Origin of the sequence: Streptomyces sp. NPDC004065, assembly GCF_044903565.1 — a bacterium.
Classification (GTDB): Bacteria; Actinomycetota; Actinomycetes; order Streptomycetales; family Streptomycetaceae; genus Streptomyces.
The window spans coordinates 58,045-70,684 of sequence record NZ_JBJDQT010000026.1 but is presented as its reverse complement, the minus strand read 5'-3'; the positions used below and the strand labels follow the sequence as shown (position 1 = coordinate 70,684).

Annotated in this window: 5 protein-coding genes; 3 read left to right on the top strand and 2 right to left on the bottom strand. The window is 74.4% G+C overall.

Annotated elements, in window-relative coordinates; genetic code table 11:
• Positions 1-9 precede the first annotated feature (9 nt).
• Positions 10-2,544 carry a Pls/PosA family non-ribosomal peptide synthetase gene (locus ACI2LW_RS25070; protein ID WP_404733443.1) on the bottom strand — a complete coding sequence of 845 codons (2,535 nt, stop codon included), beginning with the start codon at positions 2,542-2,544 and terminating at the stop codon, positions 10-12.
• A gap of 657 nt (positions 2,545-3,201) precedes the next feature.
• On the opposite strand from ACI2LW_RS25070, the gene ACI2LW_RS25065 reads away from it, so the two are divergent.
• Positions 3,202-4,134: an MIP/aquaporin family protein gene (locus ACI2LW_RS25065; RefSeq protein WP_404733442.1), complete on the top strand. Its 933-nt coding sequence runs from the start codon at positions 3,202-3,204 to the stop codon at positions 4,132-4,134.
• A 178-nt stretch (positions 4,135-4,312) separates the two neighbouring features.
• Here ACI2LW_RS25065 and ACI2LW_RS25060 read toward each other — a convergent pair whose 3' ends face one another.
• The gene (locus ACI2LW_RS25060; protein WP_404733441.1) at positions 4,313-4,807 is read right to left on the bottom strand and encodes a lamin tail domain-containing protein; all 495 of its coding nucleotides are present in this window, start codon (positions 4,805-4,807) and stop codon (positions 4,313-4,315) included.
• Between the two features lie 432 nt (positions 4,808-5,239).
• Between ACI2LW_RS25060 and ACI2LW_RS25055 the strand changes: the two genes are divergently transcribed.
• Together ACI2LW_RS25055 and ACI2LW_RS25050 are read left to right on the top strand one after the other, a co-directional pair.
• Positions 5,240-6,964 (top strand): fatty acyl-AMP ligase, encoded by a 1,725-nt coding sequence (locus ACI2LW_RS25055; RefSeq protein ID WP_404733440.1) that lies wholly within the window; start codon positions 5,240-5,242, stop codon positions 6,962-6,964.
• 500 nt (positions 6,965-7,464) lie between these two features.
• Positions 7,465-12,640: beta-ketoacyl synthase N-terminal-like domain-containing protein (locus ACI2LW_RS25050; RefSeq protein ID WP_404733439.1), on the top strand; the 5,176-nt coding region annotated here is incomplete at its 3' end.

Here is a 12,640-nt window from a genome sequence, read left to right as displayed (position 1 = left end):
CGTCTCTCCTCAGTTCGCCGTCGGCGCGGCGGGGTTTCCTCCCCATTCCGCGTCCGGGGGGACTTCCTCGCCCTTCATGAGGAAGGAATCGGGTGCCAGGACGGCCGCGTCGCCCATCGTCACGCCGTAGTGGACGTGGGCGCCGACGCCGAGCGTGCAGCGGTCGCCGAGCGTGGTGCGGTCGGACTTGAAGGTGCCGTCCTCCTGCGAGTGGCACTGCACCTTGCTGCCCGTGTTGAGCGTGCAGTCGTCGCCGATCGTGGTCAGCGTGCGCTCGGTGATGTAGCAGCCGTCGTCGAAGACCCTGCGGCCGATCCGCACGCCCATCAGCCGCCACAACAGGTTCTTGAAGGGGGTGCCGTTGAAGACGTCGAGGTACCGGTCCGGCACCTTCCACAGGCGTTCGTGCCACCAGAAGTACGGGTCGTAGATGGAGCACAGCCTCGGGCGCAGCGGGCGGAACAGGGCGACGGCCCGCTCCACCAGCGCGAAGTACAGGGCGGTGAAGACGATGGTGACGGCCAGATAGGCGCTGATCACCACATGCCCCAGCACGCCGTACAGGTCCGCCGTGACGAGGGCGAACGCCGTGAGGGCCACGGCGTGCAGCCAGCGCAGCAGCAGGAACAGCGTCATCGAGCGCAGGTTGTAGCGGTTCTTCGCGGCCAGGCTGCGGCGCAGCTCGTCGCCGGTGCGCAGATGGTCGAACCGGGTGTCGCGCTCCACGGTGCGCGGGATCTCGAAGCACGGCGAGCCCAGCAGGCCCACGCCCTGGCGGACCTCGCCGTCGAGGGGGACCATCACCTTCGTCGCCAGCAGGCAGTTCTCGCCGGTTCTGGCCCCGGCCGGGAAGGCGATGTTGTTGCCGAGGAAGTTGTGCGCCCCGATCGAGGCCCGGCTCACCCGGAACGAGGTGCTGGAGAAGTCGGCGTTGATGACGGACAGCCCGTCCGCCACCATCGTGCCGCTGCCGACGGACACCAGGTACGGGGTCTCGTGCTGGAGCTCGGTGCCGAAGTTGGAGCCCGTCTGCTCCACCCGGGACAGGTCGTACCCGAGGCCGCGCAGATAGGGGACGATGTAGGAGCTGTCGCCGCACAGCCAGGTGAAGAAGCGGACGTTGGTCAGGGCGGCCACCAGCCGGTGCACGGCGTAGTGGAAGCCGTAGAGCGGATAGACCCGGTCGGGGCGGACCGCCAGGCTCAGCAGGCGCGGCAGGGTGAACAGCGCGACCAGGCCCAGGACGACGGCGCCGAAGAACAGCGCGGTCGCCAGCAGCAGCGTGTCCGCGGCGAACTCGGCGAAGTTCGTGTTGACCGTCTGCGCGGTGAGGCGCTCGCTGAGCGCCGGGACCTCGGCGAGGAGCATGTAGGTGCCGCCGATGGCCAGCGGCAGATACAGCAGGAACAGCTGGAGCAGCGAGGTCACCGCGAAACCGGTCCGGCGCAGCGTGCCGCACGGGGCCGGCGCCACCCGTACGTACTCGGTCTGCGTGGGCTGGGCGGGGGAGCCGTGCCAGTGCTCGCCGGCCGGCACCTGCCGGCCCCGGTACAGGGCGGAGGCGTGGCCGAGCTGGGCGCCGTCGCCCATCGCGGTGTCGATGTCCAGGATGGTCTTCTCACCGATGTACACGTCCCGGCCGAGGGTGACGGCGCCCGTCTGGATGCGCCCGTCGTGGGCCCGGTAGCCGAGGAAGAAGGAGTCCTTGCGGATCACCGTGCCGGAGCCGATGGTGAGCAGGTCCGTGCAGACCGGGACGGTGCGGGAGAGGATCGTGACGTTCTTGCCGATCCGCGCGCCGAGGGCCCGCAGATACATCACGTACAGCGGATTGCCCACGAACAGGATCATGGGATTGGCGTGCAGCAGCGTCTTGACGATCCAGAAGCGGAGATAGGCGGCGCTCCAGACGGGGAATTCCGCGGATTTCCACCGGCCGACGAGAATCCATTTGACCGCGACCGGGAAAGCGCAGACGGCGACGAATCCGACGCCGCCGCACACGAACGACCGCTCGTAGATGGAGACCAGGCCCGATCCGGCGGCGACCCATTCGTAGGCGCGGGCGGTGGCCATTCCGACGACGGTCGAATAGACCAGGAAGATCAGGGCCTGCACGGTGCCGCACAGCACGAAGTGGGAGGTCTTCCCGGGCTCTCTGCGGGCGGCCGGCGCCGGTTCACCGGCGGGCGGTGCCGCGGCCGGCGCGCCGCCGTCCGCCGGGGGAGCCGGGGGAGCGGTCTGGGCGAGGGCCGCAGCCAGACCCCGCAGGGTGGGGTTGCGGTAGATGTCCTTCATGGACACCGACGGCAGGTCCGCCTGCTTCCGCACCCGGGCGCAGAACTGTGCCATCACGAGGGAATTGGCGCCGAGATCCGTGAAGAAGTGGCTTTCGGGCGCGACCTCGTCGGCCTGCACCACGTCCGCCAGGATTGCGGCGAGTTCCGCCTCCATGGCCGGTGTCGCCGGATGAGCGCCGCGGTCTTTGGTGACCGAGAGTTCGTCCGGCTCGGGCACCAGGATGTCGGCAGACTTCTCCACCATGTGAGCTCCCTGCGGAAAGGTCGAAAACCAGCGGCCAGCGGTGGCCGGACCCCGAGACCGTGCGTTTTCGCCTGATCACGAAACCATGGATCAGTCTTGTGCGGTGATCGTGGGGCTGCCACTCGGACGTGGCGCCGGCCGGTGCGGCGGTGGGGGTGCGGTGGTCGCCGTTCCGCCTGTTCCCGGCCCTGGCGCGGCGCTCCGCGGGGCGGCGGGATCACCCGTATGGAGGTTCACCCGCCCAGGACCGGAGCGGGTCCGCGCCCCGGCCGCCCGGGCGCGCCGCGTGCGTGCTTCGCGGGACGCCCAGGTGGCTCGCGGGGCCGGAGCGGTCGGTCCCCGGCCGCTCCGCCGGGCCGCGTGCGGGCGATCCCCGCCCGGTCCGCCGGTCCGCCGGTCCGCCGGTCCGCCGGTCCGCCGGTCCGCCGGGCCGAGTGCGGGCGAGCGCCCCGCACCGCCGGTCCACCGTGTGTCCGCCGTGTGCGCGGGGGTGCGGAGGCGTCACGTCCGGGCGCCCGGGTCCGGCCGAGTGGCCCGCGCCCCGCCCGGCGCGCAGACTTGGCAGTGACGCGGGGCCGCGACTGCGCAGTGACGCGGGGCCGCCCGAAGCAGGGCTGTGCCGGCCCATGGGCCGGACCGTTCGTTGAGGGGGCCGATATGGCCGTAGAAATCCCGCCTCTGATCAAACCCTCCCGTCTCAGGCGCCGTGGAGGTCTGTGGGGCGAATGCCTGGCGGAGTTCCTGGGGACCTTCGTCCTCATCGCCTTCGGCGCGGGCGTGGTCGCCGTGGCGGTCACCGGGCTTCCCGGCTCGGGCCGCACGTCGGGTCCCACGACGTTCTTCATCAGCTCCGGCGACTGGCTGCTGATCAGCTGGGGCTGGGCCTTCGCCGTGGTCTTCGGCGTGTACGTGGCCGGAGGCGTCAGCGGCGCGCACATCAACCCGGCGGTGACGCTGGCCTTCGCGGTGCGGCGCAAGTTCCCGTGGGCCAAGGTGGGGCCCTACTGGCTCGCGCAGTTGGTGGGCGCCTTCACGGGCGCGGCCCTGGTGTACGGCGTGTACCACGACGCGATCAACACCTTCGACGCCGCCATGAAGGGTCCGAAGACGCACGGGCACACGCTCGCCTCGTTCTCGATCTTCGCCACCTTCCCCGCCCCCTACTTCCACGGTGGGGTCTGGGGGCCGCTGGTGGACCAGATCGTGGGCACCGCGTTCCTCGTCATGCTGGTGGTGGCGCTCATCGACCTGCGCAACACCGCGGTGCAGGCCAATCTGGGGCCGCTGCTGATCGGCTTCGTGGTGGCGGCGATCGGCATGTCCTACGGCGTGAACGCCGGCTACGCCATCAACCCCGCCCGGGACTTCGGCCCGCGGCTGTTCACCTACTTCGCGGGATGGGGTGATCTCGCCCTGCCCGGCAGTCTCCCAGGCGCCTTCACCGACTACTGGTGGATCCCGATCGTCGGGCCGCTGATCGGCGGAGTCGTGGGCGTGCTGGTGTACGACCTGTTCATCGGCGACGTGCTGCACATCCGGACCCAGGAGGGCGAACTGCCGGAGGTCGGCCGCACCCGGCCGGAGGACTGAGCCGCCGGGAGGGCCGAGCCGCCGGGAGGACTGAGCCGCCGGGAGGGCCGAGCCGCCGGGAGGACTGAGCCGCCGGGAGGGCCGAGGCGTCTCCTTCCCCGGATTTTCCCCGGACACGCGGACCGGCCGCCGGGACATCCCGGCGGCCGGTCCCTGTGCGGGTGCGGGTGCGACCGGGTCAGCCGTGGTACGAGATGTACCCGTTGCCGTCCCGGTCGTTGCGGGACTTGGTGTACGCGTGCACGTCGGCGCGGGCGCCGGACGGCTTGTACAGGTAGATGGTGTCCTTGTCGTTGTTCCAGATGAAGTTGCAGTTCTGGCGGTAGACGACGTTGCCGGCGTCGGAGTCCGTGCCCCGGCCGCCGCGCAGCCGCACGTAGTCGCCGGGCTGGAGGTAGTGGTCGGCGGAGAACCGGAACCTGTTGCCGACGGCGTCCTTGACGACGTAGCCCTTGAGGTTGACGGTCGAGGACCGGGAGTAGTTCTTGATCGTCAGGTACTCGTTGCGGGTGTTGCCCTTGCTGCAGCTGTTGGAGTCCCGTCCGGGCGCGTCGTACTGCACACCCCGCAGCTTCAGCGCGGAGGAGTACTCGGCGGCCTGCGCCGGGGCCGTGGCGAGCACGGTGAGGCTTCCGGCCGCGGCGGCGACGGCCAGCGTGGTGCGTATGCGCATGAGGATCCCCCCTCGTGGTGCGGATGGAGCGCATGGAGCATACACGCGTCGTGACGGGGAAGTGACCGAAAGGTGTAGGGAATGTGAAGAGGGTCGTTCCCGGTCCGTCGTGGCGGCCAAACGTTTGAAAGCGGTACCGAACCTGGCGGCGTATGGTGGGTGACCGTTCAACTCCCGCTCGACACACAGCGTTTACCCGTGGCCGGCCCGTCGGCCGACGGGACTTGTTAAGGTGCTACTCGCTAGTAGCAAGCTGAACGGGGGGCGCGGGGAGTCGTGCGGTCATGGCGCCGTGACTCCTCGGGCGGGTGGTCGAGACCGGACGGTCTGGCAAGGGGGCCAGGCCGAGCCACGGCTTCTGCGCGTACACATCACGCGGCCATCGAACTCAAGTTCCCTCGCCCGACATTCCGGACAGGTGAGACTCGTCACATGGTTCGTACCCTGGTCGATTCACTGACCGCACACGCTTCGCAACAGCCCGATCGCATCGCCTACCGCTATCTGGTCACTGGCGACTGCGACGGAGAGGTCCAGGAAGTCACCTACGGCCGGCTCGCCCGACGTGCCCGGGCCGTGGCCGCCTGGCTGCAGGAGCGCGGCCTGGCCGGCTCCCGCGCCATGCTGCTGTACCCGCCCGGCGTGGAGTTCGTCGGCGCCTTCCTGGGATGCCTGGCCGCCGGCGTCGTCGCCGTGCCCGGTGTGCCCCCGCAGGGGCGGTCGCAGAACCACCGCGCTCTGACCCGCATGAAGCGCCTCATCGCCGACGCGGACGCCAGGGTGATCCTCGGCGGCCGCGAAGTCATCGGCGCGCTCGAGGAGTTGGAGCGGGACCTGCCCGAACTCGACGGCATCGTACGCGTCGTGACCGAGGACATACCCGACGACGCCGCCGGCTCCTGGCGCGAACCCGGCCTGGACGCTGACTCGGTCGCCTTCCTCCAGTACACCTCCGGCTCCACCTCGGCCCCGCGCGGGGTGATGGTGACCCACGGCAACCTGCTCGACAACGAACGGCTCGTCACCGAGCGGATGGGCCACACCCCGGACGTCATCGCCGAACACGGTCACGAGCTGTTCGTCAGCTGGCTGCCCGTCTACCACGACATGGGGCTCATCGGGCCGGTCCTCAACACCGTCCACCTCGGGGTCACCGCCACCCTCTTCTCCCCGCTGCACTTCCTGCAGCGCCCCGAACGCTGGCTCACCGCCGTCAGCCGCTACCGCCCGCACACCTCCGGCGCCCCCAACTTCGCCTACGAGCTGTGCCTCAGGCACGCCACCCCCGACCTGCTGGACCGGCTGGACCTGAGCTCCTGGAAGGTCGCCTTCAACGGCGCCGAGCCGGTCCGCGCCGCCACCCTGCGCCGCTTCGCCGAGACCTTCGGCGCGGCCGGCTTCCGCCGCGAGGCCCTCTACCCCTGCTACGGCCTGGCCGAGGCCACCCTGATGGTCACCGGCGGCTCCGTGCACACCCCGCCCACCCTGCTCGAGGCCGACGGCGACGGCCCGCACGCGGGCACCGCCGACGCGGCGGCCGTCGGCTGCGGCCGGCCCGGGCCGGGCCTGACCGTGGTGATCGCCGACCCCGAGCGGCAGGAGGAACTGCCCGAGGGCGAGACCGGCGAGATCTGGGTCGCCGGGGCAAGCGTCGCCAAGGGCTACTGGCGCAACGCCCTCGCCACCCGCGAGACCTTCCGGGCCGTCCTCGCCGGCCGTGAGGGCCGGTTCCTGCGCACCGGCGACCTCGGCTTCCTGCGCGACGGCGAACTCTTCGTCACGGGCCGTCTGAAGGACCTCCTCGTCATCGACGGGCGCAACCACTACCCGCAGGACCTGGAACTGTCCGCCGAGCTGGCCCACCCCGCGCTGCGGCCCGGCTGCACCGCCGCGTTCTCCGTGGACGACGGCACCGACGGCGAGCGGCCCGTGGTCGTCGCCGAGGTCGCCCCGGACGCGGCGGGCGAGGCCGAGAAGATCCACGACCAGGTCCGCAGCGCGCTCGCGGAGGCGCACGGCCTTGCCGTACGGGACGTCGTGCTGGTCCACCCGGGCACCATCCCCAAGACCTCCAGCGGCAAGATCCAGCGCCGCGCCACCAGGGCGGCCTACCTCGACGGCACCCTCGCCGTGCTCGGCGGACCCACCGCGCCGTGACACCGCCGGGGCACCGGCGCGGTCCGGGGGGCGGAGGTCTGCGGGGCTCCGGTCCGCGGGGCGCGGTCCGTGCGGCTCCGGTCCGCGGGGCGGCGGCCTGCAGGGGGCTGCGGGGCGGTGCTCTGCGGGGCGGTGCTCTGCGGGGCCGAACGCCGGTCCGCCGGCGGCCGGTTGCCGCAGGCGTGGGACCTTGCCGGTCCGCCGGCCGTCCGCGCGGGCCCGCCGCGGGCGCGCCGGTGACGGCCGGGCGGGGACCGCACGCGCCAAGCCCTCGTGTCACGACCGCCTCCGTACGGCCCCGCCCGACGGCCGCCCACGGGTGAGCCGTGGTCCGGCACGGCACACCCCCACCGCACACCCCGTCCGAGCACCGCCCGCCCGAGCACCCCACGACGATCACCGCCCGCCCCTCCGGCCCGCCCGTCGCTCCGAACCGCCCCGCCGGTCGTGGGGCGGCCGCCCGAACGCCCGAAGCCACCGTTTTCGAGGACGCCCTTCCCATGCCTGCGAACGAGTTCCCGAAGCAGCCCGCCGAGACCTCCCCATCCGCGCCCGAGGACCTGCGGGCCTGGCTGGCCGCAGCCGTCGCCCGGGCCGCCGGGCTCGCCCCGCCGGCCGTCGACCCCGACCGTCCCCTTGCCGAACTCGGCCTCGGTTCACGCCAGTTGGTGAGCCTCGCCACGGAACTCGCCGAGTACACCGGCCGTCCGGTCGACCCCTCCCTGGTCTTCGACCACCCCACGATCACGGAACTCGCGCGGGCCGTCGCCGGTGAACATCCCGCCCCCGGTGAACATCCCGCCCCCGGTGAACATCCCGCCTCCGGCGCACCGGCCGCCCCCGGCACACCGGCCGCACCCGCCCTCCGCCCGGCGTCCGGGCCGGCGGAGTCCGACGCCGGCGCGGACGTCGCGATCATCGCCATGGCCTGCCACTACCCGGGCGGCGCCGACGGCCCCGAGGCGCTGTGGCGGCTGCTCGCCGAGGACCGGGACGCCATCACCGACGTACCGGCGGGCCGCTGGGACACCGACGGGCTGCTCGACCCCGACCCGGAGGCCACCGGCAGGGCCTACACCCTGCGCGGGGGCTACCTCGACGGCATCGACCGCTTCGACGCCGCGTTCTTCGGGATCTCCCCGCGCGAGGCCGCGGCCATGGACCCGCAGCAGCGGCTGCTGCTGCGCACCGCCTGGGAGACGCTGGAGCGGGCGGGCATCGTGCCCGCGACGCTGCGCGGCAGCTCCACCGGCGTCTACGTCGGCCTGTACGACGGCGGATACCTCGCCTCCGCGCCGCTCGGCCGGCTCGACGGGCACGTGGGCACCGGCACGGCCCCCAGCGTGGCCTCCGGGCGCATCGCCTACACCCTCGGACTGCACGGCCCGGCCGTCACCGTCGACACCGCCTGCTCGTCCTCCCTGGTCGCGCTGCACCTGGCCGTCCGGGCCCTGGCCGGCGGGGAGTGCGACCTCGCCCTGGCGGGCGGCGCCTCCCTGCTCCTCACCCCGCGCCAGCACGTGGAGTTCAGCAGACTGCGCGGGCTGTCGCCGTCCGGCACGTGCCGTCCGTTCTCGGCGGACGCCGACGGCGTGGTGTGGGCCGAGGGCTGCGGCATGGTGCTGCTCAAGCGGCTCGCGGACGCCCGCCGCGACGGCGACCGCGTCCTCGCCGTGGTCAAGGGCTCCGCCGTCAACCAGGACGGCCGCAGCCAGGGCCTGAGCGCCCCCAGCGGACCCGCCCAGGAACGGGTGCTGCACGCCGCCCTGGAGGCCGCCGGGCTGAAGCCCGCCGACCTGGACCACGTGGAGGCGCACGGCACGGGCACCCGGCTCGGCGACCCCATCGAGGCCCGCGCGCTGGCCGCCGTCTTCGGACCGGACCGCCCGGCCGGCCGGCCGCTCGGCGTGGGCTCGCTGAAGTCCCGCATCGGCCACACCCAGGCCGCGGCCGGCATCGGCGGTGTCATCAAGACCGTACTGGCCCTCCGGCACGAGCGGATGCCGGCCACCCTGCACACGGGGACGCCCACCGGGCACGTGGACTGGGAGGGGAGCGGGCTGCGCCTGCACACCGAACCGCGGCCGTGGCCGCGCGCGGAGGACCGGCCGCGCCGCGCGGGGGTCAGCGCGTTCGGGATCAGCGGCACCAACGCGCACGTCGTACTGGAGGAGGCGCCGCACGACGTACTGGAGGAGGAGCCGCACGACGCCGTACGGCCCGGACCGCCGGAGGAACCGCCGGGCGGCCCGCTCCTCGTACCGCTGTCCGCCCGCACCCTGCCCGCGCTGCGGCGGCAGGCCGGCCGCCTCCACGACCACCTCGCCGCCGACCCCGGCCTGCCCCTGCCCGCGGTCGCCGCGACGCTGGCGCTGCACCGCACCCACTTCGAGCACCGCGCCGTCGTCCGCGCGGCCCACCGCGGCGAACTCCTCACCGCCCTGCGCGCCCTGGCCGACGGGCGGCCCGGCACGACGGGGACGGCCGACCGGCCCTCCGGCATCGGGACGGTCGGCGGGCGGCCCGGCGCGGGGACGGCCGACCGGCACTCCGGCACCGGGACGGCCGGCGAGCAGCCCGGCACCGGGACGGCCGGCGGGCAGCCCGGCATCGGGACGGCCGGCGGGCAGCCCGCGGCGGGGACCACCGTGGGCCCGCGGCCGGTCCTGCCGCGCGGCAAGGTCGCCTTCGTCTTCCCCGGCCAGGGCGCCCAGTGGCCCGGCATGGCCCGCGACCTGCTCACGGCCGACCCGGTGTTCGCCGGCGAACTCGACCGCTGCGACGCCGCGTTGCGCCCCTTCACCGGCTGGTCGGCGGCGGCGGTCCTGCGCGGCGACGCGGGCGCGCCGTCCCTGGACCGGGTGGACGTCGTCCAGCCGGTGCTCTTCGCCGTGATGGTGTCCCTGGCCGCGGTGTGGCGGGCCCGCGGCATACGCCCGGACGCCGTGATCGGGCACAGCCAGGGCGAGGTCGCCGCCGCCTGCGTCGCCGGGGCGCTCGGCCTCAACGACGCCGCGGCCATGGTCGCCCTCCGCAGCCAGGCCCTGACGGGGCTGTCCGGCAGCGGGGCCATGGCCGTCGTCGGCCTGCCGCACAGCGAGACCGCCGCCCGGCTCGAACGACTGGGCGGTGACGTGTCGGTCGCCGCCGTGAACAGCGGCCGCTCCACCGTCGTCGCCGGCGACGTCGCCGCGGTGGCGGCCCTGCTCGACGAACTCGGCCGCGAACAGGTCTTCGTCCGCAGGCTCGACGTCGACTACGCCTCCCACAGCGCGCGGGTCGAGCCGGTCCGCGCGGCCGTCCTCGACGAACTCGACGGCGTCACCGCCACTCCCACGCCCGTCACCTGGTACTCCACCGTCACCGGCGAGCCGGTCACCGGGGAGGTGGACGCCGACTACTGGTACGCCAACCTCCGCGAACCGGTGCGCTTCGCGCCCGCCGTCGAGCGCATGGTGGCCGACGGCCACCGCCACTTCGTCGAACTCAGCCCCCACCCGTCCCTGCTCACCGCCCTGCACACGATCGGCGAGGACCTCGACGCCGACCTGGTGGCCGTGGGCTCGCTGCGCCGCGACGAGGACGGCCCCGCGTGCCTGGACCGCGCCACCGCCGAACTCCACGTCCACGGACTGCCGCCCGACTGGCGCCGCCTGGTCCCGGCCGCCGCACCCGTGGACCTGCCCACCTACGCCTTCGAGCCCGAACGCCACTGGAGCGGAACCGAGTCCGCCGCGCACGCCCCCGGCTTCCTCGACCGCGCCGCCCATCCGCTGCTGGGCATCCAGGTGCGGTCGGCCGACGAGACCCGGTGGACCTTCCGCAACGAGTGGTCCACGGCCACCGCCGACTGGCTGCCCGACCACACCGTCTTCGGCCGGACCGTGGTGTCGGGCACCACCCTGCTCGAACTGTGCCGCGCCGCGCTCGCCGTGGCCCGGCCGGACGACCCGGCCGACGTCGCCGACCTGCTGCTGCTCGCACCACTGGTGCTGCCCGCCACCGGCACCGTCGAGGTGTCCGTCGACGTGGTCACCGCCGGTCCCGTCCCCGAGGTGACGGTGCACGGCCGGGCGCGCGACGGGGCCGACGCGGCCTGGACCCTGCATGCCACCGCCTCGGCGGCCGGCCCGCTCCCGGCGGCGGCCGGCCCGCCGCCGGCGTGGCCCGAACAGGCCGAACCCGCCTGGCTCCCGGGGACGTACGAGCGGCTGGCCGGTCTCGGCCTCGGCTACGGCCCCGCGTTCCGGGGCGTACGGGAGGCGGTGACGGCCGGTGACGGCGAGGTGCTGGCCCGGCTGGCGCTGCCCGCCGCCGCCCGCGACACCGCCGGGTCCTACCCCGTCCACCCGGCGCTGCTGGACGCGGCCCTGCACGCGGCCGCCGTCCTCGAGGCCGGCGACGGCCGGGTGCGGCTGCCGGTCGCCGTCGGCCGCTGCGTCCTGCCGGACACCGGCGCCGGTGAACTCACCGCGTCCATACGGCGGACCGGCGCGGCCGACTCGACCGGCGCGGCCGACTCGACCGGCGCGGCCGACTCGACCGGCGCGGCCGACTCGACGGGCATGGCCGACTCGACCGGCGCCACGGACCCGGCCGACGCCGACCTGGTGGTGGACGTCACCCTGTGGGACGCCGACGGCCTCCCGGCCGGCCGGCTCGAGGGCGTACGGCTGCGCGCCGCCGACCCCGCGGACCTCGCCGACGCCTCCGGCAACGCCCGGCACCTGTACGAGATCGCCTGGACGGCCCTGACCGAACGGCCCGCCGGCGAGGCGCGCGGTCACTGGGTGCTGGCCGGCGACCGCTCCGAGCCGCAGGTCGCCGCCGCCGCGCGCGGTCTGGAGGCGGCGGGCGTACGGCTGGACGGGGCGGACGCCGCCGGGGTACGGGCACGGTTCTGGCCGCGGCCGGCCGCGGACGCCGAACCGGCCGCCGCTGCCCTGGAGCTGGCCCAGGCGGCGCTGGCCGAGCTGCGGTCGCTGATCGCCGACGACGAGCGGCCCGCGCGGACCCTCTGGGTCACCCGCGGGGCGGTCGCGGCCCGCGACGGGGACACGGTGCCGGCCCTCGCCCAGTCGGTGCTGTGGGGTCTGGCCCGGGCCGCCCGCGCCGAGCACCCGGACCTCGGGCTGACCCTGCTCGACCTGGACGGCGCCGACGATCCCACGGCGGCCCTGCTCGACGCCCTCGCCCGGCCGGACGAGCCCGAAACCGCCCTCAGGGACGGCGTGCTGCTCGCCCCCCGCCTGACCCGCGCCCGCCCGGCCACCACCGACCCGGCGGCGGGCACTGACCGGACGGCAGTCACCGGCCCGTCGGCTCCCGTGGATCCGGCGGCGACCAGTGGCCCGGCCACCACCGACCCGGCGGCGAGCACCGGCCGGTCGGCAGTCACCGGCCCGCCGGCCGTCGACGGCCCGTCAGCCATCGACGGCCCGGTGGCGACCAGTGGCCCGTCGGCCACTACGAACCCGCCGGAGACCAGTGGCCCGGCCACCACCGGCCCGGTGGCGACCACCGCCCTGTCGGGCATCACCGACCCGGCGGTGACCACCGACCCGGTGCCGCCCACCGACTCGGTGGCGACCAGTGGCCCGTCGGCCACTACGAACCCGCCGGAGACCAGTGGCCCGGCCACCACCGGCCCGGTGGCGACCACCGCCCTGTCGGGCA

Bases quoted from the DNA above. Each gene is read 5' to 3' on its own strand.
- ACI2LW_RS25070 (WP_404733443.1), bottom strand. From the start codon at position 2,544: ATGGTGGAGAAGTCTGCCGACATCCTGGTGCCCGAGCCGGACGAACTC.
- ACI2LW_RS25065 (WP_404733442.1), top strand. From the start codon at position 3,202: ATGGCCGTAGAAATCCCGCCTCTGATCAAACCCTCCCGTCTCAGGCGC.
- ACI2LW_RS25060 (WP_404733441.1), bottom strand. From the start codon at position 4,807: ATGCGCATACGCACCACGCTGGCCGTCGCCGCCGCGGCCGGAAGCCTC.
- ACI2LW_RS25055 (WP_404733440.1), top strand. From the start codon at position 5,240: ATGGTTCGTACCCTGGTCGATTCACTGACCGCACACGCTTCGCAACAG.